Annotated in this window: 29 protein-coding genes and 1 pseudogene; 18 read left to right on the top strand and 12 right to left on the bottom strand. The window is 73.6% G+C overall.

The window, feature by feature from the left end; translation table 11 throughout:
- Positions 1-40: 40 nt before the first annotated feature.
- A complete protein-coding gene (locus O7611_RS07490; RefSeq protein ID WP_269696464.1) occupies positions 41-952 on the bottom strand; it encodes a CU044_5270 family protein in 912 nt (303 codons plus the stop codon).
- Positions 945-1559 carry an RNA polymerase sigma factor gene (locus tag O7611_RS07485; RefSeq protein ID WP_194800831.1) on the bottom strand — a complete coding sequence of 205 codons (615 nt, stop codon included), beginning with the start codon at positions 1557-1559 and terminating at the stop codon, positions 945-947. The genes O7611_RS07490 and O7611_RS07485 overlap by 8 nt, the downstream gene beginning before the upstream one ends.
- 178 nt (positions 1560-1737) lie before the next feature.
- Between O7611_RS07485 and O7611_RS07480 the strand changes: the two genes are divergently transcribed.
- From O7611_RS07480 to O7611_RS07455, 6 genes are read left to right on the top strand one after another with little or no spacing between them, the layout of a single operon-like run.
- Entirely contained in the window at positions 1738-2151 is a 414-nt protein-coding gene (locus O7611_RS07480; RefSeq protein ID WP_194800830.1) for a YbaB/EbfC family nucleoid-associated protein, read from the top strand.
- Positions 2148-2477 (top strand): hypothetical protein, encoded by a 330-nt coding sequence (locus O7611_RS07475; protein ID WP_269696463.1) that lies wholly within the window; start codon positions 2148-2150, stop codon positions 2475-2477. The genes O7611_RS07480 and O7611_RS07475 overlap by 4 nt, the downstream gene beginning before the upstream one ends.
- Before the next feature lie 3 nt (positions 2478-2480).
- A complete protein-coding gene (locus tag O7611_RS07470; RefSeq protein ID WP_013285192.1) occupies positions 2481-2975 on the top strand; it encodes a WXG100-like domain-containing protein in 495 nt (164 codons plus the stop codon).
- The gene (locus O7611_RS07465; RefSeq protein ID WP_194800828.1) at positions 2968-3495 is read left to right on the top strand and encodes an endonuclease; all 528 of its coding nucleotides are present in this window, start codon (positions 2968-2970) and stop codon (positions 3493-3495) included. Before O7611_RS07470 ends, O7611_RS07465 begins: the two co-directional genes overlap by 8 nt.
- Positions 3492-4037 (top strand): SUKH-4 family immunity protein, encoded by a 546-nt coding sequence (locus tag O7611_RS07460; RefSeq protein WP_269696462.1) that lies wholly within the window; start codon positions 3492-3494, stop codon positions 4035-4037. The genes O7611_RS07465 and O7611_RS07460 overlap by 4 nt, the downstream gene beginning before the upstream one ends.
- Positions 4034-4570, top strand: coding sequence for an SUKH-4 family immunity protein (locus O7611_RS07455; RefSeq protein ID WP_269696461.1), 537 nt, complete (start codon positions 4034-4036; stop codon positions 4568-4570). Before O7611_RS07460 ends, O7611_RS07455 begins: the two co-directional genes overlap by 4 nt.
- A 2-nt stretch (positions 4571-4572) precedes the next feature.
- Here O7611_RS07455 and O7611_RS07450 read toward each other — a convergent pair whose 3' ends face one another.
- Together O7611_RS07450 and O7611_RS07445 are read right to left on the bottom strand one after the other, a co-directional pair.
- Positions 4573-5466: a hypothetical protein gene (locus O7611_RS07450; protein WP_269696460.1), complete on the bottom strand. Its 894-nt coding sequence runs from the start codon at positions 5464-5466 to the stop codon at positions 4573-4575.
- 47 nt (positions 5467-5513) lie between these two features.
- Positions 5514-6128 (bottom strand): dihydrofolate reductase family protein, encoded by a 615-nt coding sequence (locus O7611_RS07445; protein WP_269696459.1) that lies wholly within the window; start codon positions 6126-6128, stop codon positions 5514-5516.
- 158 nt (positions 6129-6286) lie between these two features.
- On the opposite strand from O7611_RS07445, the gene O7611_RS07440 reads away from it, so the two are divergent.
- Positions 6287-6649 (top strand): ADP-ribosylation/crystallin J1, encoded by a 363-nt coding sequence (locus O7611_RS07440; protein ID WP_194800822.1) that lies wholly within the window; start codon positions 6287-6289, stop codon positions 6647-6649.
- A 44-nt stretch (positions 6650-6693) separates the two neighbouring features.
- Here O7611_RS07440 and O7611_RS07435 read toward each other — a convergent pair whose 3' ends face one another.
- The gene (locus tag O7611_RS07435) at positions 6694-7431 is read right to left on the bottom strand and encodes a VOC family protein (RefSeq protein ID WP_269696458.1); all 738 of its coding nucleotides are present in this window, start codon (positions 7429-7431) and stop codon (positions 6694-6696) included.
- 144 nt (positions 7432-7575) lie between these two features.
- Here O7611_RS07435 and O7611_RS07430 point away from each other — a divergent pair, with 144 nt between their 5' ends.
- Positions 7576-8001: an iron chaperone gene (locus tag O7611_RS07430; protein ID WP_194800820.1), complete on the top strand. Its 426-nt coding sequence runs from the start codon at positions 7576-7578 to the stop codon at positions 7999-8001.
- 40 nt (positions 8002-8041) lie between these two features.
- Here the strand turns inward: O7611_RS07430 and O7611_RS07425 are convergent, their stop codons facing one another.
- Positions 8042-8794, bottom strand: a complete 753-nt coding sequence (locus O7611_RS07425; RefSeq protein ID WP_269696457.1) for a hypothetical protein — start codon at positions 8792-8794, stop codon at positions 8042-8044.
- 240 nt (positions 8795-9034) lie between these two features.
- Here O7611_RS07425 and O7611_RS07420 point away from each other — a divergent pair, with 240 nt between their 5' ends.
- The 5 genes from O7611_RS07420 (at position 9035) to O7611_RS07400 (ending at position 11435) form a co-directional block, all read left to right on the top strand.
- Positions 9035-9415, top strand: coding sequence for a MarR family winged helix-turn-helix transcriptional regulator (locus O7611_RS07420; RefSeq protein WP_269696456.1), 381 nt, complete (start codon positions 9035-9037; stop codon positions 9413-9415).
- A complete protein-coding gene (locus O7611_RS07415) occupies positions 9412-10227 on the top strand; it encodes an NAD-dependent epimerase/dehydratase family protein (protein WP_269696455.1) in 816 nt (271 codons plus the stop codon). The genes O7611_RS07420 and O7611_RS07415 overlap by 4 nt, the downstream gene beginning before the upstream one ends.
- A gap of 62 nt (positions 10228-10289) precedes the next feature.
- Entirely contained in the window at positions 10290-10622 is a 333-nt protein-coding gene (locus tag O7611_RS07410) for an ArsR/SmtB family transcription factor (protein ID WP_194800817.1), read from the top strand.
- Positions 10619-11095 (top strand): SRPBCC family protein, encoded by a 477-nt coding sequence (locus O7611_RS07405; RefSeq protein ID WP_194800816.1) that lies wholly within the window; start codon positions 10619-10621, stop codon positions 11093-11095. Before O7611_RS07410 ends, O7611_RS07405 begins: the two co-directional genes overlap by 4 nt.
- A complete protein-coding gene (locus tag O7611_RS07400; RefSeq protein ID WP_135239141.1) occupies positions 11073-11435 on the top strand; it encodes a nuclear transport factor 2 family protein in 363 nt (120 codons plus the stop codon). Before O7611_RS07405 ends, O7611_RS07400 begins: the two co-directional genes overlap by 23 nt.
- Here O7611_RS07400 and ftrA read toward each other — a convergent pair.
- Positions 11408-12400 (bottom strand): transcriptional regulator FtrA, encoded by a 993-nt coding sequence (gene ftrA / locus O7611_RS07395; protein ID WP_269696454.1) that lies wholly within the window; start codon positions 12398-12400, stop codon positions 11408-11410. The genes O7611_RS07400 and ftrA overlap by 28 nt on opposite strands.
- A 62-nt stretch (positions 12401-12462) precedes the next feature.
- Here ftrA and O7611_RS07390 point away from each other — a divergent pair.
- Positions 12463-12926, top strand: a pseudogene (locus tag O7611_RS07390) (rhodanese-like domain-containing protein).
- Positions 12927-12980: 54 nt separating this feature from the next.
- A complete protein-coding gene (locus tag O7611_RS07385) occupies positions 12981-13559 on the top strand; it encodes a dihydrofolate reductase family protein (protein ID WP_269696453.1) in 579 nt (192 codons plus the stop codon).
- Here the strand turns inward: O7611_RS07385 and O7611_RS07380 are convergent.
- Positions 13541-14251 carry a helix-turn-helix domain-containing protein gene (locus O7611_RS07380; RefSeq protein ID WP_269696452.1) on the bottom strand — a complete coding sequence of 237 codons (711 nt, stop codon included), beginning with the start codon at positions 14249-14251 and terminating at the stop codon, positions 13541-13543. The two genes, O7611_RS07385 and O7611_RS07380, sit on opposite strands and share 19 nt — an antisense overlap.
- Positions 14252-14402: 151 nt before the next feature.
- On the opposite strand from O7611_RS07380, the gene O7611_RS07375 reads away from it, so the two are divergent.
- A complete protein-coding gene (locus O7611_RS07375) occupies positions 14403-14867 on the top strand; it encodes a VOC family protein (protein ID WP_121683115.1) in 465 nt (154 codons plus the stop codon).
- 46 nt (positions 14868-14913) lie between these two features.
- Here O7611_RS07375 and O7611_RS07370 read toward each other — a convergent pair whose 3' ends face one another.
- Positions 14914-15807, bottom strand: coding sequence for a sulfotransferase domain-containing protein (locus tag O7611_RS07370; protein ID WP_121683114.1), 894 nt, complete (start codon positions 15805-15807; stop codon positions 14914-14916).
- 243 nt (positions 15808-16050) lie between these two features.
- On the opposite strand from O7611_RS07370, the gene O7611_RS07365 reads away from it, so the two are divergent.
- Together O7611_RS07365 and O7611_RS07360 are read left to right on the top strand one after the other, a co-directional pair.
- A complete protein-coding gene (locus O7611_RS07365) occupies positions 16051-19323 on the top strand; it encodes a hypothetical protein (protein ID WP_269696451.1) in 3273 nt (1090 codons plus the stop codon).
- 45 nt (positions 19324-19368) lie between these two features.
- The gene (locus O7611_RS07360) at positions 19369-19794 is read left to right on the top strand and encodes a VOC family protein (RefSeq protein WP_194801038.1); all 426 of its coding nucleotides are present in this window, start codon (positions 19369-19371) and stop codon (positions 19792-19794) included.
- A 3-nt stretch (positions 19795-19797) separates the two neighbouring features.
- Here the strand turns inward: O7611_RS07360 and O7611_RS07355 are convergent, their stop codons facing one another.
- From O7611_RS07355 to O7611_RS07345, 3 genes are all read right to left on the bottom strand, one after another.
- Positions 19798-20787, bottom strand: coding sequence for a BtrH N-terminal domain-containing protein (locus O7611_RS07355; RefSeq protein WP_269696450.1), 990 nt, complete (start codon positions 20785-20787; stop codon positions 19798-19800).
- Entirely contained in the window at positions 20784-21869 is a 1086-nt protein-coding gene (locus O7611_RS07350) for a DUF3800 domain-containing protein (protein ID WP_269696449.1), read from the bottom strand. Before O7611_RS07350 ends, O7611_RS07355 begins: the two co-directional genes overlap by 4 nt.
- Positions 21870-21946: 77 nt before the next feature.
- Positions 21947-22519, bottom strand: coding sequence for a DUF4240 domain-containing protein (locus O7611_RS07345; protein WP_269696448.1), 573 nt, complete (start codon positions 22517-22519; stop codon positions 21947-21949).
- Positions 22520-22572: the final 53 nt, after the last annotated feature.

Below are 22572 nucleotides of genomic sequence, written 5' to 3'. Positions count from 1 at the left end.
GTCGGACGGGCCGCCGGGGAGGCGGCCCGCCCGGCGGGCGTCAGCCCTTCTGGCCGACCCGGTCCACGATCGCGACGGACAGCACCGCGGACGTGCCTGCCTCCCCGCCCACGCCGAGGAACGCGTACGTCCGCGGGTCGAACACCATCACCATCAGGGCCGGGTTCCCCGGGGAGGACCAGCTGACGCCCACACCGGAGCGGCCCGCACCGTCGGTGGCCTTCTCCACCACCTTCAGGCCCGGCGTCGCGGCGGCGGCCTCGAACAGCGCGGCCCGCGACCGTGGCCTCAGGTACGAGTCGTTGAGCAGAAACAGCACGTCCTTGGCGGCGGCGTTGACGTCACCGGGCTCGCCGCTGCGGTGCTTGTCCAGGTAGGCGCGCATCGCGGTGGCGTCGGTGGGCACGGCGGGATCGTAGGCGGGCTCCGGCACGCACGGCTCGGTGCCCGGCATGAGCTGCTGACCCTTGTACCCCTTCGCACGGCCGTCCCGGCAGCCGGGGAGCACGTATTCCTGTCGGCCGCCCGGCGGGTACTCGACGACCAGGCCGTCCCTGGTCCCGTCCACCGACGCCCAGCTCTCCCGCAGCTCCGCGCCGCCCTGCGAGCGCGTGTAGACGAACTGGTCGGGCCGGGGCTCGACGTCCGGCAGCCGCAACGCCGCCGCCGCCGCGTCGCGCAGCACCTGCCGGGCGTCGGCCCGGGCGGCCGGCGCGCTGCCGCCGATCCGGTCCGGCGCCAGCACCAGCACCGCCGCGAGCGACGCCGCCACCGACGCCGTCGCGACGCCGACGAGGACCAGCCGCCAGGCCGGCCGTCGCGCCCGCCGAACCGGCGCGGCCTCCGTCGCGGTCAGCGCGCCGACCAACCGGGTACGCGCGGCGCCGAGTCGTTCGTCCGCCGGCAGCCCGGTCTCGTCGCCGAGCCGCTGGAGCAGTCTCATCTCATCCATTGCTCAGTACCTCCTCGATGGTGTCGGCCGGTTCGCCGCCGAGCCGTTCCCGCAGCAGCCGGCGCGCCCGGTTCAGCCGGGACCGCACGGTGCCGACCGGGATGGCCAGCGCGGCGGCGACCTCCTCGTACGTCAGGTCCTCCCAGGCGACGAGCAGCAGCACGTCGCGGTCGCCGTCGGCGAGCCCGGCCAGCGCGTCCAGCAGGTGCCGGCGCAGCGACCGCGCAGTCACCTCGGCGGCGACCCGGTCGGCGGGGGACGCCTCGGACGTCGCCGGGTGGTACGCCTGCCGCAGCCGGTACTCCCGTTCCTCGATCCGCCGCTGCTGGGCGACCAGGTTGGTGGCGATCCCGTACAGCCAGGGGCGGGCGTTCGGACAGCCGGTGTCGAACCGCTCCCGGCGCCGGAACGCGGCGAGGAACGTCTCCGCCACCAGGTCGTCAGCGGCCGCGGAGCCGAGGCGCCGCGCCAGGTAGCGGTGGATGTGCGGCGCGTGCCGGTCGAAGATCGCGGCGAAGGTCTCCGGCTCCCGCACGGACCGGGCGACGACCTCGGCGTCGGTGAGCGCGCCGACGTCGACATCCTTCGCCCGTCTCAGTCTTCTCATGCGCGGCCTTTCGGCGAGTGGGGACGTGTCACCTGTTGTCCGCTGCTCGCGTCCGGACGGTTCACGCCCGTGACGGTAGGCCGGTCGGGCGGTCCGTCGTGGACCGTGCGGTCGTACGGGACGGAATCGCTTTGTCCCTCTCGGTTACGCTCGTGGCGTTTGGCCTTGGGGAGGGCTCATGAGTGCGGATCCTTCGATGAGCGGCGACTTCACCCGCATGCTCGACGCGACGATGGCGGCACTTCGGACGGTCGGTCCGCCGCCGGCGGACGAGGCGGAGACGCCGGCGGTGGGCGAGGCCGCCGACGGGCAGGTACGCGCCGAGATGGGGCGCGACGGCAGGCTCCAGTCGCTGCACGTCGAGCCGCGGCTGATGCGGCTCGGTTCCGAGGAGCTGACCGCGCACGTCGTCACCGCCGTCAACGCGGCGATCGACGGGCTGCGCGCCGGCCCGGCCCCGCAGGTCGCGGACATGTCGCAGCTGCGGGAACAGTTGCAGGAGGTACGGGACACGGCCGTACCCCGGCTCGGGTCGTTCCTCGACGCGCTGACCGAGGCGCAGGAGCGGCTGGCGCGCGGCGGGCAGCGATGAGCGGCGGCGGCTTCGAGGTGCACCCGCCGCTGATCCGGGCCGCCGGGCGTGGCGTCACCGACGTGGCCAAGCGGTTCAACGGCGAGCTGGAGGCGTTCGAGGCGCGGATGCAGGGCTACGGCGAGCCGTGGGGCGCCGACGACATCGGGTCGCTGATCGGCGTCGCGTACACCGAGGTGGCGAACTACATCTTCGACTGCCTCGGCATGGCCGCCGACGAGTTCACCTCCGCGGGCGCCGACATCACCGGGATGGCCGACTCGTACGAGCGGGTCGACGAGGACGGCGCGGGCACCATGCGCTCGCTGGCCGGCGGGCTGGGGTGAGCCGTGGGACTGCAACTACCCGGTGAGCTGGTCACCGCGCTCGGCTGGATCGGCTACACCTGGCCGGCCGCCGACGAGGAGAAGCTCTTCGAGATGGGCCAGGCGTGGCTCGAGTTCGGCGGCCGGATCGGGGCGGCAGCCGGCGAGGCGGACGCGGCCGCCGCGCAGGTGTGGACGCAGAACGTCGGCCCGGCGATCGCGGCGTTCCAAAAGTGGTGGGGCGGCGAGCAGAACGGGCCGCTCGTGCTGCACGACAGCATGCCCGCGGCGATGCTGCTCGGCGCCGGGCTGATCATCTGCGCGGCGATCGTGCTGGCGCTGAAGATCGCCGTGATCGTGCAGCTCGCCATCCTCGCGTTCCAGGTAGCCCAGGCGATCGCCACCGCCGTGGTCACGTTCGGCGCCTCGCTGGCCGAGATCCCGATCTTCCAGATCATCACCCGGGAGATCGTCGGCGCGCTCATCGACCAGGTCATCGGGAGACTGCTCGATGCCTAGCCCGAGGCGCGGCCGGGGCGCCGCCGCGAAACCGGCCGCCGGCAAGATCGTCCGCAAGGCGGTCGAGAAGCTGGAGAAGCCGATCGTCCGGGTCACCGGACCGAACCGGAGCCTGCCCACCAAGGTGGTCCGGGTGGAGCGCCGCGACTTCCATGCCACCGCCCAGTTCCGGCGAAAGATGGCCGCGCTGAAGAAGCTCAGCGACGACGGCAAGCTCTACAAGGCCACCAACCCGGTGCAGCGCGACAAGAGCATCACCGACGGCTACAAGGACCGGATCCGGCAGAAGATCTGGGACAAGTACTGGCCGCACGACAAGGACCTCGCCAACCGGCTCAGTCAACGGCTCAGCGACTACCATCCCGACCACGTGTGGGAACTGCAGCTCGGCGGGCCGGACACCGTCGACAACCTCAAGCTGCTGCATGGTAGAACCAACACGGACATCGGCTCCCAGATCTGGGGGCAGATCCAGAATCTGCCGGACGGAACCCCGATCCGAATAGAGGTAGTGGATTGACTTCCGATCTCGCGCAGCTTCTCGACGAACTCCGCGCCGACCTGGCCGCAGACGAGCCGGCGAGTCTCGCGTACGGGCAGATCGGCGACCCGGCCGACGCCGGTGACGTGCCGCCGGAGCTGCCGGACGGCGTCCGCGAGTTCCTGCTCGTGGCCGACGGGCTGCGGGCCGGCGCGCTCGAGCTGGCCTCGACCGCCCGGCTGGCCGGGATTCAGTACTTCCTCGACTACGCGCCCGACTTCTCCCCCATTCCGCAGGACAAGGGCGGCTGGCTCGTCGTGGGCACCCGCAGCGACGAGCCGATCTTCCTGGAGCGCGCCACCGGCGCGGTCTGGTACTTCCCGCCGACCGGCACCGAGTGGTTCATGGGCGACGCGTTCGAGGAGCTGGCGCCCGACCTCGACTCGTTCGTGCACTACTACGTGCTCGGCCCCGGCTATGCCGAGCTGGTCACCGACGACGACGGGTGGTACGCGTTCCTCGACCGGCAGGGCCTGCTCGACGAGGCGGACGAGGTCGACGAGGACGAGGCGCAGCCGTGACCGTCACCCGGGAGCAGCTCACCGCCCTCTGGGGTGAGCGGGGCGTCATCTACTTCCCCGATCAGCGCTTCGACGCGGTCCTCGGGCCGCTCGGGCCGGAGGTGTTCCCGCCCGACGGGGCGCTGCCGGTCGAGGTGCCGATCCTGTTCACCGTCGACGTCTCGGTCCCCGACGTGGAGCTGTTCTCCACGCTGTCGATCGAGCTGGGCGACCAGGGCCCCCGCCCGTACGTCGTGCTGGGCGCCTCCCCGGAGGACCCGGCGCTGCTGTTCTGCCTGGACGCGGGCACCGGCGCGGTGATCCTGCTGGACCTGGAGACACCGAACCTGGAGACGGTGAACAGCACGTTCGCCGCGTTCGTGGAGTTCCTCTACCGGCTCGGACAGCTCATCGCCACCGACCCGGGCGGGCGGGAGCGGGCCGCACGCGCGGCGGCGATCCGCGACGACCTGCGCCCGGTCGACCCGGTGGCGTTCGCGGAGCCGGAGTCGTGGTGGAACATGGCCTTCGACGAGCTGGAGTCGACCGCCTGACGTCACCCGGCCGCCGCCGGTGCGGGCACCGCCGCACGGTGCGAGCGGGCCAGCCCGGCGACGAGCAGCAGGTACGCGGCCAGCTCCACCGCCGCCGTCAGCGCCGCCACCGGCTGCGGCATCGCCGCGGTGGGTGTGATGGCGTACCAGGCGAACAGCGCGGTGCCGTCGGCGTCCAACGGATGCGGCACCGCGGCCAGCGCCGCGTCGAGCAGCGGCAGCGCGAGCACCGCCAGCAGTGCCGCCCCGGTCGCGGCGAGCCGCCGGCCCCGCCCGGCCAGCAGCGCGGCGAGCGCCAGCGCGGCGAGTGCGAGCGCCAGCGGCGGCAGCACCGCGAGGACGAGCGCGGGCACGACATCGGCCTGGTCCTGCCCCGATCCGGTCACCCGGGTCAGCGCGGTCCCGGTGCGGACCTCCACGACCCGGGTGCTCGCGGCCACTGCGGCGCCGACGTCGGTGACCCGGACGGCCGCGTACCCGACGACGGGCGCGGCGGCGACCGCCGCGGCGATCAGATGCCAGCGCCGGCTGCGGCCCCGGTACGCGAGCAGCAGCACCGCCACCGCGACTAGCGCCGGCCAGCTGCCGGCGAGCGCCGCGTCGAAGCCGGCCGTGACGTCGAAGCCGCTGCCGGGGCCGCCGTACACCAACCAGGCGGCGTCCCCGGCGCCCGGCTCGGCCGGCATGGTGCGGACCGCGTCCACGACCAGCGGTACGAGCGCCACCGGCACCGCCCAGCGCGGGGCCGGCAGTCCGGCGGCGACGGCGTAGCCGAGCAGCAGCGCCAGGCTCAGCACCTCGGCGCCGCGCCAGAGCGGGGCGGCCACCAGGACGCCGACGACGTGGGCGACGGCGGACACGGCCGCGAGGATCAGCAGCAGCGGGGCGCGACGCACGCGGCAGATCCTTTCACGACATACCAGGCCGCCGCGGCCCGTGATCGTCAGCTGCCGGCCGGCACCTGCTCCTTGACGTCGTCGTAGCCGACCGCGCCCGGCGCCGGCGCCGGGGTGTAGATCACCCGGATCACGCCGGTCGGGTACACCTCGGTCGCGGCCACCCGCAGGTGGTACGGCGCGTCGCCCTCGTCGAACAGCCGGCGGCCCTTGCGGGCGGCGACCGGGTGCACCAGCAGGCGCAGTTCGTCCACCAGGCCCGCGGCGAGCAGTTGCTGCACCACCGAGATCGACCCGGGGATGAGGATGCCCTTGATGCCGGCGTCGGCCTTGAGCGCGCGCACGGCGTCCACCAGGTCACCCTGGATCAGCTCGGAGTTGCGCCAGGAGAACTCCAGCGGCTGGCGGGACACGACGACCTTGCGCATGTCGCCGAGCTGCTTGGCGAACGGCGCGTCCTCACCGCCGGCTGCCTCCCGGTCCGGCCAGGCGCCGGCGAAGCTGTCGTACGTCTCCCGGCCGATCAGCAGCACGTCGGAGGTGTCGTAGTCCTCGGTGACGGCCCGGCCCATGTTCTCGTCGAAGTACGGGAAGTGCCAGTCGGGGTCGATCTCGGCGACACCGTCGGCCGAGATGAACAGCGTGGAGATGACAGTGGCCATCGCGGTGCTCCCTACCTGTCTGTCTGGGATGTCGACGGGTGGACCGCCGAGGCTTCGCGAACTCATCGCACCCGCTGTCGATTCTGCTGCCGAAACCCGATGGCCGGTCGCGGCGCGCCGCCGGTACGGTGCCACGACCGTCGCAGAAGGGACACGTCATGACGGAGACGACGACGCTGTGGCGCCCGACCGGTCCACGGGAGCTCGACCTCGTCCGCGCCTCCGGCTGGCGGGCCTGGCCGCCGCGGCTGCCGGACCAGCCGATCTTCTATCCGGTGCTCAACGAGCAGTACGCCGTCATGATCGCCCGGGACTGGAACGTGCCGGCGTCGGGCGCCGGCTACGTGACGCGCTTCCACGTCGAGCGGGCGTTCGCCGCCCGCTACCCGGTCCGGCAGGTGGGTGGCCGGGACATCCTGGAGCTGTGGGTGCCGGCCGAGGAACTGGACGATTTCAACCGGCACATCGTCGGGCCGATCGAGGTGGTCCACGAGTTCCGGGCGGAGAATCGGCCGGCCTGACCGGCGCCGGGCGGGCGCGTCCGCGCGCCCGGCGCCGAGGCCGGTCAGCCCGGGGTGAGGACGCAGAACTCGTTGCCCTCCGGGTCGACGAGCACCCGCCAGTGGATGTCGGCCCCGCCCACGTCGGCGGCGGTGGCGCCGAGGGACCGCAGGCGGGCGGTTTCGGCGTCCAGGTCGTCCGACGGGTACGGGCGGACGTCGAGGTGCACGCGGTTCCACCCGGTCTTCGCGTCGGCGGTGCGGGCGAACCGCAGGTACGGCCCGACGCCCTTCGCGGAGCGCAGCATCGCCTGCCGGTCGGTCACCTCGTGCACGGTCCAGTCGGTGGCCCGGCTCCAGAAGCCGGCCATGCCCCGCGGGTCCTCGCAGTCGACCACCACCTCGGCGATCGGCCCGGTGTCCGCGTGCCGCGGGTTCGGCTCCCGTACGCAGAACTCGTTGCCCTCCGGGTCCGCCAGGACCGTCCACGGCACGTCGCCCTGGCCGATGTCGGCGGGGGTGGCGCCGAGCGCGGTCAGGCGCGCGACCAGCTCCGCGTGGTGCGCAGCCGAGGTGGTCGCGAGGTCGACGTGGACGCGGTTCTTCGCCGTCTTCGGTTCGGAGGAGACGACGAGATCGATGTAGAGGGCGCGGGGGTCCGGGTAGGTGAGGTCCTCGGGTTCGAGGTTCGTCACGCCGGGGGCCTCGCTGGAGATCCCCCAGCCGAGCACCTTCGCCCAGAAATCGCCGAGCGCCACCTCGTCGTGGGCCTTCATGTTGATCTGTACGAACCGGGTTGCCATGGCGGCGATGGTAGGTGCCGCGCCGGGTCGCCGTGGTCCCGGCAGGTGATCAGGAATCGAGAAGCGCGCCGTCACCGCCGCGCCATAGCGTTGTCATCAGGCGGTCGGCACCACGCGGACCGCGAGTCACGAGGGGGGATCGAGATGTCCGACGGGTTCAGCGCCGAGGAACGCGCCGCGATGAAGGAGCGCGCGGCCGAGCTGCGCGCCGAGGGCAAGAAGGGCGCGAAGAAGGCCGACGACCTCCAGGCGGTGCTCGACCGGATCGCGCAGATGGCGCCGGAGGACCGGAAGCTGGCCGAGCGCGTACACGCCACGATCACCGCCGCCGCCCCGGACCTGTCGGCGAAGACCTGGTACGGCATGCCCGCGTACGCGAACGCCGCCGGCAAGATCGTCGTGTTCTTCCAGGACGCGGGGAAGTTCAAGTACCGCTACTCGACAGTGGGCTTCCAGGAGGCGGCGAACCTCGACGACGGCGACATGTGGCCGGCGTCGTTCGCGCTGGTGCGGTGGAGCCCGGAGGTGGAGAAGAAGCTCGCCGAGCTGGTGCGTGCCGCCGTGTCCTGACCGTGCCGGCGGCGCGGCCAGGCGGGCGCGGCCGGCGACGTCAGCGCTGCCAGGAGTCGAGGCCGCGGACCGCGGCCCGGGCGATGTCGTCGGCCAGGCCGGGGTCGGTGCTGGTGCCCTCCCAGCCCTGGTCGTGCACGACAGTCACCGCGTCGGCGACCCGGATCACGAGGATCTGGCTGGTGCTCCGGCCCTGGGCCGGGCTGCCGTCCAGGCCGGTAGCGGGCCGGCTCACCGTGACCAGCAGGGCCTCGTCCCCGGTCCCGGCCATCGGCCGGGACACGACGGTGACGGTGCCGCCCGAGGCCTGGAACGACCGGCAGTCCGCCACCGCCCCGCGCACCCGGCGCAGGTAGTCGGCGGCGCCGGTGCCCTCGAACGCGAAGACGGTCTGGTGCAGCGTGCCGTAGGGGACGTTCTCCGGCGGGTCCTTCGGCAGTTTGTAGGTGCTCATCATCGCGGCGCTCGCGGTGACCGACCGCCCGCCGCTGCGGAACTCCTTGTCGCACAGCTCGGGCAGCGCGTCGGCGGCGTCGGTCGGCTGGGCGGCGGCCTTGCGCAGTTCCGGCGGCAGGTCGACGAAGGCGGACGTCGGGATCGTCACGGGCCCGCCGGACGACTGCGACGTCTCCGGCGTCGCGGGGGTGGTCGCCGAGGTCGCGCTCGTGCCAGCGGCACCGCCGTCGTTCCCACCGCCGTCGTTCCCACCGCCGTCGCCGCACGCGCCGGCCAGCAGCGCGGTGACGAGCAGGGGTACGCCAAGCATCCGCCTACGGCGACTCGGTGTCCTCATGTCGGCCTCCGTCCCGTGCCCGTCCCGACGACGTTCCCGATGTCACGCCGCCCGAAACGGCGCGCCCGTCCCCTGCTCACCCAACTGCCGGACACCCCGCCGCGTTCCGGCGCGCGGCCACCTCTTGACATACCGTTAGGCGCCTGACAATGTTGTCAGGTGCCTAACGATATGAACGCCTACGAGCTGGACGCTCCGGGTGTCTGGGCGAAGAAGTACTTCCTCGCCAGCCGGGCCCTCATGGAGTCCGTGCTGCGCCCCTACGATCTCGGGAACACCCAGTGGTACGTGTTGTACCGGCTGAGTGAGGGCCGGCCGGTCGGCCAGCGCACCCTCACCCGCGAACTCGAGGTCGAACGGGCGACCCTCAGCGCGGTCATCGCAGCGCTCGTCCGCAAAGGCCTGATCGAACAGGTGCCCGACCCGGACGACCAGCGTCAGAAGCAGCTGCACATCACGCCGGCCGGCGTGAACCTGTGGCACTCGCTCCCCGATCCGATGGCGTTGATCGCGGAAGTCGCCTTCGGCGGAGTCGACCCCGCGGACATCGAGACCATGAACCGGGTCCTCAGCGGCGCGACCAGACGACTCATCGACTACCGGAAGGAGCACGGATCATGACCGTTCTCGTGACCGGCGGAACGGGCCTCGTCGGCTCCCGCCTGCTCGGGCGGCTCACCGCGGCGGGTGTCGAGTGCCGCGCCCTCGCCCGTCCCGGAAAAGCAGTGCCCGAAGGCGTACGGCGCGTCGAGGGTGACGTCCTCAGCCCCGAATCCCTGCCGGCAGCCGTGGAAGCCGTCACTGCGGTCATCCACCTGGCCGCTGTCTTCCGCACCCGCGACGACGATCAGATCTGGGCCGTCAACCGGGACGGCACCCGCAATCTCATCGACGCCGTTGAGAAGCACGCGCCGAAGGCCCGGTTCCTGCTGGCCAGCACCTCCAACGTCTACGGTTCCGGGAGCACGCACCCCGGGCGTGAGGACGACCCCGTCGCGCCGACGCTCGCCTACCCCGCCAGCAAGATCGAAGCCGAGCAACTGCTTCGTGCCAGCGGGCTCACCTGGGGCATCCTGCGGCTTCCCTTCATCTACGGAGACCGGGACGGGCACCTCGAATCGTTGCCCGAACTCGCGGCCGGCATGGGGTGGCACCCGGCACAGAGACTGAGCGTCTGCCACCACGCCGACATCGCCACGGCGTTCGCACTGGCCCTCACGGGCGCCTTCGACAACCGCACCGTCAACATCGCCGACGAGTCACCCCTGAGCATCTACGAGATGTCCCAGCTCGTCGGCTACTCCTACGGCTCCTCCGCCGAACCGCTCAGTCAGCCGTGGCGGGGGCAGATGGACATCAGCCTCGCCCGCAGCCTCGGCTTCACACCGACGATCAGCACCATCTACGAGGCTGTCCGCAGCGGCGCGCTCTGACCCGGCGCCAGCATCAACAAAGGATCGTTTGCGCAAACTTGTGTTTGCGGTAGCGTGAGGGCATGCGCTCCGATCCGGACCTCGATCTCGCCTTCGCCGCCCTCGGCGACCCGGTCCGCCGCGCCCTGGTGACCCGCCTCGCCCGGGGTGAGGCCACAGTGGGCGAGCTGGGTGAGCCGTTCGACCTGACGCCGCAGGCCATCTCCCACCACGTCGGTGTGCTGCGCCGGTGCGGCCTGGTCGAGCAGCGCCGGGAGGGCACGCGGCGGCCGTGCCGGCTGCGCGTCGACCGGCTCGCCCGGCTGAGTACGTGGATCGACGAGCAGCGGCGCGCCTGGGACGACCGTCTCGACGCGCTGGAGACGCACCTCTCCGATCCGGAGGCGACCCGGTGACGGCCCGTACCGAACGGCACGGCGACGAACTGATCGCGCGGCGCCACCTGCCCGCCGCGCCGGACCGGGTGTGGGAGGCCTTCACCTCACCGTCCGGCATCGCCGCGTTCTGGGGCGGCTCGCACGCCACGGTGCCGCCTGGCTCGGTGACTGTCGACCTGCGACCGGGCGGCGGGTTCGCGCTGGACACGCGCGCCCCGGACGGCCGGACCGGGCGCCTGCGGTTCGTCTACGTGAGCGTCGACGAGCCGCGTGAGCTGGTGTTCGACGAGCCGGTCACCGGCCTGCGCACCACCGTCACGCTGCGGCCCGCCGGGTACGGCACCGACCTCACCGTGCACCAGCGCAGACTTCCGCCCGAGTTGCGCAGCGACCAGGCGGCCGACGGGCTCGCCTCGATCCTCGACGCCCTCGCCGCCCACCTCCGACACCACGACGATGGAGACACCAGTGACCCGAGCAACCCAGCGTGACCTGGTCGCCGAATACTTCGACGGCTTCCGGGCGAGCGACCACGAACGCATCCTCGCCACGCTCACCGACGACGTCGAGTGGGTCATCCACGGCCACCGCACCACCCGGGGCCGGGCGGAGTTCGACGGCGAGATCGAGAACCCGGCGTTCACCGGCAGCCCGCGGCTCGACGTCGAACGCGTGCACGAGGACGGGCCGGTCGTCGTGGTGACCGGCGAGGGCCGGGGCGTCAGCGTCGAGCACGGGCCGTTCCGGTTCGCCTTCAACGACCTGTTCACGTTCCGGGACGGGCTGATCGCCCGCGTCGACTCCTACGTCGTCCCGCTGCCTGGCGCGTGAGCACCGCCTGACGCCCCGGTGAAGGCCCGGCGGTACGCCGACGGCGAGGTCCGCATCGCGGCGGCGAAGTGGTGCCGGAACGTCACCGCCGTCTCGAACCCCACCGCCGCGGCGACCTCCTCGATCGGCGCGGTGGTCGTCTCCAGCAGCGGCAGGCTGGCCTGGACGCGCCGGTCGATCAGCCAGCGGATCGGGGTGGTGCCGGTGGCCCGCGCGAAGTGCCGCAGGTAGGTACGCGCCGACATGTGCGCCCGCCGCGCCAGCCGGTCGACGGTGATCGGGGTGTTCAGGTTCGCCAGCGCCCAGGCCATGCTCGCCGCGAGCCGGTCGTCCTCCGGGTCGCTCGGCACCGGCGCCTCGATGAACTGCGCCTGGCCGCCCTCGCGGTGCGGCGGTACGACCAGCCGGCGGGCGACCGCGTTGGCGATCGTCGGGCCGTGGTCGCGGCGTACCAGGTGGACGCAGAGGTCGAGGCCGGCCGCGCTGCCCGCGCTGGTGAGGATGTCCCCGTCGTCGACGTAGAGCACGTCCGGGTCGACGCGGACCGCCGGGTGGCGCCGGGCGAGCAGGTCGGCGTACCGCCAGTGGGTGGTGGCGCGGCGGCCGTCGAGCAGTCCCGCGCCGGCCAGGACGAACGCGCCCGAGCAGATCGACACGATCCGGGCGCCGCGCCGGTGGGCCGCGCTGAGCGCGTCGGTGAGCGCGGGTGACGGGTCGGCGTGCACGTCGGCGACGCCCGGCACGATCAGCGTGCCGGCGGCGGCGAACGCGTCGAGGCCGTGGTCGGTGTGCAGGGTGGCGCCGCCGACCAGCCGCACCGTGCCGGGGGTCTCCGCGCAGACGGTCAGCTCGTACCAGCCGACGTCGAACTCCGGGCGGGGCAGGCCGAAGACCTCGGTGACGATGCCGGTCTCGAACACCGACATGCCCTCGTACGCCAGCACCGACACGGTGGCGGGGCTCATGGCGGGATCTTAGCGAAGGGCGTCGCTCACGCCACTGGAGCGGCCGGACGGCGGCCACCACGATGGGTGTCATGTCGAACGTCCTGCGCACTCCTCCCGCCCGCCCCGCCGACGCCCTCGCCCACTTCTCGGCCCGGCTCGCCTTCGAGGCCGACGTGAGCGACGTGCACGCCGACCTGGAGGCGGGCGTGACCGGCCTGGTCGTGGTCGACTCGCGCTCCCTCGCGGCGTGGCGGCAGGGGCACATCCCCGGCGCCGTGCACCTGCCCACCGCGGAGATCGCCGCCCGGGCGGGCGAGCTGATCCCGCCGGACGCCACTGTGGTCACGTACTGCTGGGGCCGGGCTGCAACGGCGCCACCCGCGCGGCGCGGGAGTTCGCCCGGCTCGGCCGCCCGGTCAAGGAGATGATCGGCGGGTACGAGTACTGGGTGCGGGAAGGCTTCCCGGTACGCACCGAGGCGGGGCTGGTCCGGCGCCCCGCCGACGACCTCACCGCCCCGGCCGGCGCGTCGTGCGGCTGCTGAGTCGTGTCGGTTCCGTACAAGACGGCAGGTGGCTGCCGTTCCTAGCATTGCCGCATGCGTGATCTCGTCTACACCGGATTCATGTCGCTCGACGGCGTCGTGGACTCCCCCGGCGGCGGCCCGGGTGAGGACCACCGCAGCGGCGGCTGGGTCGTCAAGGACATCGAGTTCCTGCCCGAGGCGTTCTCGCTCAAGGGCGAGGAGCTGGCACAGACCACGGCGCTGATGTTCGGCCGGCGCAGCTACGAGGCGTTCGCGCCGACCTGGCGCGACTCCGACGACCACGCCGCCTACCGGGACCTGCCCAAGTACGTGGTGTCCTCCACCCTGCCCGACGACGCGCTGATCGACGGCTGGGGGCCGACGACGGTCCTCCGGAGCACCGCCGACGTGGCCGCGCTCAAGCAGGGCGACGGCGGCGACGTCTTCATCCACGGCAGCGCGGAGCTCGCCCGCCGTCTCGCCGAGGCGGACCTGATCGAGCGGTACCACCTGCTCGTCTTCCCGGTGCTGCTCGGCGCCGGCAAGGGCCTGTTCACCCAGGCGGACCGGGACCGGCAGACGCTGCGTCTGCGCGACTCGGCCGCCTACCCCAACGGCGTCGTCAAGCTGATCTACGACGTGACCCGCTGAGCCGGGTCCAGCGCTATCGCCCCACCGGCGCCCGCGCGCAGCTCACCGGCCGTCCGTCCGACGTACCGGCGCAGCGCGCGGGCCAGGTGCGGTTCGTCCACGTACCCGAAGGTGGTGACCGCGTCGGCGGGCGGGCCGCCCGCGGCCAGCAGCACGGCGGCGCGGCGCGCGCGGTCGATCTGCCGTACCGCGCCCCGGGTCAGCCCGGTCGCCGCCCGGAACCGGCGTTCGAGGGTTCGCGGTGACGCCGGTGGACGGCCGCCACGCAGCGTCTCGGTGACGAGCGGGTCGCGGACCACCACGCCGGCACGGATCAGCCGTTCCACCAGGGCCTCGGCGTCGTCCGGGCCGGGCGTGGGCCACCGGCCGCCGTCGAGGCGGAACGTCCGGCGGCCCACGTCGGGCAGCTCGGCGCCGCCGTCCACCAGCGCGGGCGTGGGTACGAGCCGCAGCGAGGTGCCCACCGCGAACTCGATGCCGACGAACGTGGCGCCCTCGGGCACCGGCGCGGTGCCGGTGGCGGTCTCGGGGCCGGAGACGGCCGCGTAGGAGCGCCCGTCGCGCTGCCAGAACACCAGTCCCCAGCACGGGGTCGCCACCGAGGTCATCTCGTCGACCCGATCGCTGACGCAGGTCCACACGGTGTCGATCCAGGCCGAGTCGGACGTCCGTGTGGTGAACCGCAGCTCCACGGCAGGAGCATACGGCGGCCCAGGTGGGGATCATTCGCTCACCGCCTCGCACGATCCTTCGCGTTCCGGAAAGGACCGTCGAGATACGGAGGTGGAATGGACCGGTTGGGTGAGCGTTGCGCGCAGTGTGCCGAATCGCTACCGTCGCGGGATGACCGACGAGCCACCGGTACGGGTCGCGCTGCGGGTCAATGACGTAACGGCGGCCTCGACGTTGTATCAGAGTTTTGGTTTCGTCCCGGTGGGCACGGTGCCTGGCGCTGATGGTGGTCTCGCCATGGCAATCCTCCGGCGGGGTCCGTTGCAGTTGCTGGTCGACGCGCTGGTTGGCATCCCGTTCCCGGACAGCGCCCGGGAACGTCAGACGAAGACCGGCCCGCGCGGGCTCGGCGTTGTCATCGGGCTCGAGGTAGACGACATCGACGAAGCCGCCCTGCGGTGTGAAGCTGCCGGCTGCGTCATCAGTGCCGGTCCGGCGAACGCACCGTGGGGAGAGAGGTACGTCGAGTTCGAGGACCCCTTCGGCTATGCGTGGAAGTTCTTCCGAGTGACCGACTCGACGCACGACGGCTTGCAGTCTGTCCACGATCTGTGGTTCGGGCAGGCAGGCTCGTGATGCGTCCCATTCCGAGCGGGACGAACACCGTACCGCCGTCACCGCTCTACCGTGCGGCGGATTCCTGCCCGTTTCGCTCGTCGTCCCGGGCGGGGTAGCCGAGGATTTCCGCGAGGTCACCGGCCGCCTTCGTGTACGCGGCGTAGATGTCGTCGTCGAAGTGGTTGCGCCAGTCGCCGGACGCGCCCTTGCGGTAGTGGGAGATCCGACCGGGCGTCTCCTTCGACTTCTTCATCCTGGTGAAGCTGTAGCGGGCCAGCAGGGCCTCCAGCTCGGCCGGGGGCAGCGTGATGCCGCAGTGCCGCAGGAGCTGGTCGACCTCGTCGGCCTGCCGCTCGCCGGTCAGGTCCTCGTAGCGGAACAGCCGGAACGTCTCGTCGCTCGGCGCGACCGCCCAGGACCGCATCTGCCCGAACTGCTTCTTGTCGCGCAGGCGGTCGATGACGTAGAGCATGCCCTCCTTCTTCGGCAGTTCCTGGAGGGCCTTGCGTGCCTGCGGGATGTCGCCCATCGGGGCGTGCGAGTTGCGCAGCGAGAAGTAGCTGGACACGACCACGTCGCGCGGGTCGCGGATCACGAAGAACGCGCGGTAGCCGCCGGCCTTGGGCACCGCCTCGAACCGCTTGTGGGAGAGGAAGATCGCCAGGCCGATGCGGCCGGCCGGCACCGGCGCGGTCGCGCCGCCGGAGTAGAAGCGCGGGTCGTAGGGCAGCAGCCCGCTGTGGCGGTAGACGGCCGGGTCGCTGAACAACGCCTTGATCCACTGGCTGCCGGTCTTGCGGACGGTGCAGTGGAAGATGTTGTCGAACTCGCTGTGGGCCACCACCGGAACGGTGAGTCGCATACGGGCGTTGCGCGCTTCCATCTGCGCCCGCCGGGCCTTGACCCGCAGAGAATTCGGCGAATTGTGCTTGGCGAATTCGACGGCCCGATTAATCATTTCCCAACCTCATCCGGACCCCGCGGAGCAGGGGCAGCACGAACACCTTTCCGCACGTCACGCAGGTGAAGTCCGCAGACCTCGCCTGCTCCGCCCCGCGCCCCGACGCGCCGCTAGGAATATCCCCGACGGTCCGATTGATGTCAATCCCGGGCGGCTGGGAGAACGCTGAAAATCTACAATTTCCATAGGAATTGCGGAATAGGCGCGACGGGCACCCGCGGCGACCCGCGCACCGGCACAATGAGCCCCGTGCCCACCGCCACCCGCGACCTGCTCGCCGCCCTCGACCCGCTGCCCCACCGCGACCGGACGCGACGCCTCGTGGCGTGGGCACGCACCGCGCCCGACCGGGCGCAGGTCTGCGCCGACCTGCGCCGGCACGGGCCCTACGAGCGGCGTCTCGCGCTGCTCGCCGCGCTGGCGACCCGGGACACCGCGGCCGTCCGGGCCGCGACGTTCGACCCGGAACCCTCGATCGCCGCCACCGCGCTGACCGCCGCCGTGCGGGCCGGCGTAACGCCCGCCGACCTGACCGACCGGCCGGCCGGCGCGCGGCGGCGCGTCTACCCGGCGCTGCGCCGCAACCCGGTGCCGGCCGTCGCCGACGCGCTGATCATCGGGGTACGCGAGCGGTTCGGTGACCACGAGGCCGCCGCGTTGCTGCCGGCGTGCGGCCCCGAGACGGTACGGGCGTGGCTGCCCGACCTGGAGCACGCGCTGCACCCGGAACGGCTGATGCGATCGCACTCCGACATCGTGCTGGCGCGCACCGGTGAACGGATGGCCGTGGCCCCACCGGAGTCACGCGGGCGGATCTGGGCGGAGGCCGCCGGCGCGGTGCTGGGCGGCGATCCGGCGCGGGCGCTGGACCTGCTCGACGCATACGCGCCCGAGGAGTCGCTGCCCGGCCCGCTCGTCGCGTACGGGCGGCTCGCCGCACACGACGCGCGCCGGGTCGTACGCCTGCTGACGTCGCCCGGCCGCGCGGCCTGGCTGGCCCGGATCGTGCCGCCCCGGGCGCTGCTGGGCCGCCTCGCCGCGCTGCCCACGGGTGAGCTGATCCCGCTCGCCGCCCGGCTGCGGGACCACGACCGGGCGCTCGCCGCGTTGCTGCGCGCCGTGGCGCCGAGCCGCCGCGCCGAGCTGTACGACGGGGCGCTTGCCGACACCGACACCACCGCGCTGCTGCCGGGCACCGCGGTGATGGAGGTGTTGCCGGCCCCGGTGCGGGCGCGCGAGGCGACCCGCGTGCTGACCCTCCCGGCCGTGCGCGAGCGCGAGGAGCAGGTGCGGTTCTGGAGCGCGTACCTGCCGTGGCCGGAGGCGTCCGCGTCGGCGAGCGCGGCGCTGCGCTCGGGCGACGCGGAGGAACGCGCGGACGGCTGGCGGCTGCTGGTGGCGGCCGCGCGCCGCTCCCGCGACCCGCGGACGGTGGCCCAGGTGGTGGTCCGGCTCGGCCGGCTGCGTAACGAGCAGGACCCGGTACGCGCGGCCGCGCTCACCGCGCTGGCCACCGTGGCGCCACTGCTCACCGCCACGAGCGCGGGCGGGCTGACCGGGCTCACCACCGACGCGGTCGACGCGCGGGACACCTCGGCGACCACCACCACGGCGTTGAGCCGGCTCGCCGTCGACGTCCTCACGCTTCACGTGGACGTGCCGGAGCTGGTCGAGTGGGCACTGCGCACGATCGACGCGGCGAGCAGTGACGCGAACGTGCCGGTGCTGCGCCGGCTCGACACGGTGCTGCGGCACGGCCAGGAGCGGGTCGTGTTCGACCGGCTGCGCGGCCGGATCGAGGCGGGCATGGCGCGCGGCCGGTACGGGCTGCTGTTCGCGTTCACCCACGCGCTCGGCCGGCGGGCGTGGCGGCTGCCGGAGCTGCAGGACCTGCTGCGCCGGGCGATCGGGCCGGACTCCCTGCCCACAGTGGCCCGTACCGCGGTCGGCCTCTGGCTCGACGATCCGCGTACCCGCTCGCGGCGCGTCGCCGAGGTGCTCGACGTCGACGCGTCGGCGATCGCGATCCACGAGGTGTGGGCGATCGTCTGCACGTCGCGCACCGACCTGCTCGACCGGGTGCTGAACCGGCCGCCGCACGGCCGGTTCGTGGAGAACGGGAAGCGGTGGGTGCCCGGCCCGGCGCCGCGGGCGCAGTGGTGGCTCCCCCGCCACCAGGACCGTTTCGTCGCGCTGCAGGCCCGCGTCATCGCCGACTCCGGTCACCGGGTGTGGCAGCGGGCGGCGGCGATCCGGGCCGCCGCCGGGGCCGGTTCGGCCGGACGCGAGCTGGTGCTGCGCCACGTCGACGCGTCCGAGGTGCCGGTGGCCGAGGCGGCGCTCGGCGCGCTGGTCTGGACCGACCGGCCGGACGAGGCGTTCCCGCTGCTGCTACGGTACGCCGACGGCGACCGGGCACGCGTCGCGCTGTACGCCGCCGGACGGGCCGCCCGGTACGTCCCGCCGGCCCGGCTGGCCGAGTTGCTGGGCGGGGTGCTGACCGGTGCCGCGAAGGTCACCAGCCGCAAGGAGGCCGCCCGGCTCCTGGCCCGCTACGCGCAGGTGGACGTGATGGCGGCGCTCGGCGAGGCGTACGCCGATCCGGGCACGCACCGCGACGTCCGCGCGGCGATCGTCTCCGCCGCCCGGCAGCGGCTGGGCACCGAGGCGACCTGGGCCGTGCTGCGCGCGGCGGTGCACGCCGGCCGCGAGGAGCGCCGGGCGGTGCTCGGCGCGTACCCGTCGGGGATCTCGGAGCGCCACCGCCGCGCCTACGCGGGCCTGATCGCGACGGCGTGCCGGGCCGACGACCGGGAGGTCCGCCGCGCCGCGTTCGACGCGCTCGGCGAGTGGTCGCCGTGGCTGACCGGCGTCACCGACCTGGTCGTGGACCGGCTCACCGACCCGGACGAGACGACGCCGGGCATCGGGGTGGCGAACCTGCTGCGGGCCGGTGGCGACGCGGCGTTCCGGGCCGCCCTGACCCGGCTGGTGGAGCGGGACGCGGCCGACGGCGACCCGGGCGGCCCGGTGACCGACCGGCCGGCCCGGCGGCGCGTCGAGTCGCTCGCGGAAGGCGCGGCCCTGTGGTCCGAGGAACGCCCCGCGAGCGCCGACCGGGCCGGGCTGGTCGAGGCGGCGCGGTGGCTCGCCGGCCGGGACACCTTCCTGGGTACGGCCACCGGGCTGCTCGTCGACCTCGGCCGCCTCGACGACCTGGACGAGGTCGCCGCGCTCTGCGCCGACCGGCCCGTGGTAGCGGTACGCACCGCGCAACGCGTCGGCGCGCGCCTGCTCACCATGCGGCGGCGGCCCGATCCGGCCGCGCTGGCCGGCACCGTGGCCCACCTCGCCGGGCGCGGCGACCTGGCCGGCGGGCTGTTCGCGGTGACGCTCGTGGCGCACGGGTCGGAGTTCGGCTGGAAGACCCCGTGGCGGGACCTGCTGACCGGGTTGCGCCGTCACCCGGACGCCGACGTGCGGGAGGGCGCGTACACGCTCGACATGAGCTGACCGGGCCGGGCGTCGCCCTATGCTCGGAACGTGACGCTTCAGCGGATGGACCACGTCAGCGTCGTGGTGGACGACCTGCCGGCCGCGATCGCCTTCTTCACCGAACTCGGGATGGAGGTGGAGGGCGAGATGCCGGTCGAGGGGGCCTGGGTGGACCGGGTCAACGGCATCGACGGCGTGCGGGTCGACATCGCGATGATGCGCACCCCGGACGGCCACGGCAAGCTCGAACTGACGCGGTTCCGGGCGCCGGCGCTCGTCGCCGCCGACCCGGCGGACGCGCCGCCGAACACGCTCGGCCTGCGGTCGGTCATGTTCGCCGTGGACGACGTCGACGACACGGTGGCCCGCCTGCGGGCCCACGGCGGCGAGCTGATCGGCGAGGTGGCGGACTACGGCGACGTCTACCGGCTGTGCTACCTGCGCGGCCCGGCGGGCGTCATCGTTGCGCTGGCCGAGCAGCTGAGCTGACGCCTACCGCGCGTCGACCGCCGCCAGCACCGTCATCGCCTCGCGTTCGCGGACGGCCAGGTCGGCCAGGACCGCCGACGCGCGGGTCAGGTGCACGGCGTCGCCGGTCCGCCCGGCGGCGGCGATGTGGTCGGCGACGGCGGTCCAGAGCGGCGCGATGTCGGCGTACATGAGCTGTGCCCGGCGCACCCGCGCGTCGCCGGTGACGGCGGCGGCCTCGGCGAGGAAGTCCCGGTACAGGGCGCGGAACAGCGCGCCGCCGGTGCCCCCGCGTTCCATCAGCGTCGCGGCGAGCGGCAGGTCGCGGGCCGGATCGGCGGCGCGCTCCAGCCAGCGGGTCACCCGGGCGGCGGCGGTGGCGATCCCCCGGTGGCCGAGGTTGGCGATCGGCGGGTCGAGGAACGCCTCGGCGTTGGCGCGTACCGCCGCGCGGACGGCGGCGTCCAGGTCCGGCGGGCCGCCGGGAGCGGTGAGCGTGTACGACAGGTGGCGCGCGGTCATCGGCCCACGCGCGGCGCGGGCCCGGGCCAGGCTGTCCAGCGTGGTGGTCACCGCGCCGCCCTGCTGGGCGGTGTCGACCAGGTGGGCGTGGGTGTCGTCGTAGCCGTACATCGCGACCGTGTGCCCGCCGAAGTGGACCCTGGTGGTGAAGTAGTCCAGGTGGTACGAGTCGAGTTGCAGGCCGACCGGCTGCCCGGCGTCCAGTGCGTCGGTGACGTTCCGCCACGCCCTGGCCGCCGACGTCGTCTCCCGTATCCGCAGATCCAGGCCGAGGTGGCCGGCGGCGGCCCGGGTCACGCACAGCGGCTTGGTACGCCCGCCGAGGAACGGCACGTCCATGCCCTTGGCGTCCCAGTAGACGAAGCCGAGCCCCTCGCCGAGGCCGAACAGCATCGGCTCGGAGAGGTCCAGGCCGGCGTGCCGCGTCAGCACCCCGAGCGTGGTGGTCTCGCAGTGCACCCCGCCGGTCGGCGTCACGTCGTCGAGGATCACGACGGCTCCTGTTCCGCCGTCACGGCGTTCGGGTCGTGCGCCACGGCTGCGGCGCCCGCTTCGTGCGTCGCGACGACGGCGCCCGGGTCGTGGCCGGGGGCCGGGGACAGCAGCGGGCGCAGCGGCCCGTCGCCGGGGACGCCGGGCATCCGGCGGGCCACCCCGGCGAGCAGGTCGGCGGCCTGGACGCGCGGGTCGTCGCGCGAGTCGGCCATCACCAGCCCGGCCAGCGGCGACGGGCCGGCCGGATCGCCCGCGGCCAGTGCCGCCTGGAGGCGGCGCAGCCGGTCCTCGGTGAGGGCGCTCTGCTCGTCGTGAATCACCAGCACCCGCCACCGGCCGCCGCCGCTCCAGTGCAGGACGGTCTCGGCCAGCGCCGGCAGCAGCGGCTCCAGCGGCGGCGGGATCGTCCGGTCGCCCCCGTACAATCGGGCCTGCACGGCTGCCACCCGGGCCGGGTCGAGCGCGTCGAGGACCGCACCGGCCCGCGTGTCGTCGACGTGGCGCCGCAGCGCGTCCCGCGCGGCGAAGAACCGTGCCACGCTCCGGTCGTCGGCCCGGTCCCGCCGCTTGGTCCGCAGCATCTCGACCACGGCGGCGAGGAAGACCGCCCAGCCGGGTCCGGCCGCCCGCCCGGCCCGGTGCAGCGCCGCCGCGGCCGGACGCCGGTCACCGGCGAGGCGGGTGCCCGCCGCGTACGACGGCTCGGCCAGCAGCAGGTCGACGACCCGGGTCGCGAGGAAGAACTCCTTGTCGACCAGGTGCACGTGCGCCCGGCCGCGCAGCGCCGACAGGAACCAGCCCACCGCCTCGGCGGCTTCCCGGCGGCGCAGGAACTGCCGGGACTTGACCTCGTCGGGCGAGAACCGGAACCCGGACCGCAGCGTACGGATCAGATCGGCGGCCTCGTCGCGGCTCAGGTCGACGCCGGCGTGGACGATCACCGGGGTTGCCGGATCGAGCAGGTTGGTGCCGGAGAAGCCGGACTCGTCGCAGGCGATCTCCCGCACCGCGCCGGTCAGCGCCGCGCCGGGTGGCAGCCCGCCCTGCAGCGGCAGCCTCGCACCCGTCGATCCGGCCATGCCGACCATGCTCGCCCACCCGGGCCGCGACGGACCAGCGGTTAAGCCGGATCGGGTCGGGCGGCGGGTCGTGGACCTCATTCCACCGGCCGGTAGATCGCGGTCAGGCGCGGCAGCCGGGCGCGCATCTGCTCGTCGTCGTCGAAGTCGAAGTCCTCACCGGCCGGGTCGGCCGGCGCCGGGCCGGGGGGAGCAGCGCGGTCGGCGGCGTCGAGCGCCTCCCAGAACGCGTCGGTGCCGGCGCCGGTCGCCTCGGCGTACGCGTCGCCCGCCGCGCTCAGCACCGCCTCGCACTCGACCGCGTCGTCGTCCGGGTCGACACCGGCCCCGGCGAGGGAGTCGGGGTCGGCGACGGCCCGCTCCCAGACCGTCCGCCCCTGCGCCACCAGCCAGCCCCGGAAGTAGTCGAACCCGTCGTCCGAGCAGCCGCCGCGCATCAGGTAGGCGGCCGCCCACAGATCCCAGCGCCATCCCTCCGACGTCACGTCGTCGTACGCCTGCTCGAAGCCCACGATCGCCGCCGGACTCAGCGCCGACAGCTCCGCCACCAGGTGCCGGGCCACGACGTCGGCCCCCTCGGCGGTGACCGTCTCGCGTCCCGCGGCGCGACGCGCCCGCTCCACGATGTCCCAGAACGTCTCCCGATCCACGGCGGGACCGTACGCCGCCCCACCGACAAGCTGTCAGCGCCCGTGTCAGCGCC

The sequence above is a fragment of the Micromonospora sp. WMMC273 genome (assembly GCF_027460285.1).
GTDB classification, from domain to species: domain Bacteria; phylum Actinomycetota; class Actinomycetes; order Mycobacteriales; family Micromonosporaceae; genus Micromonospora; species Micromonospora aurantiaca.
The sequence above is the reverse complement of the archived record's forward strand: the minus strand, read 5'-3'. Positions and strand labels throughout refer to the sequence as shown.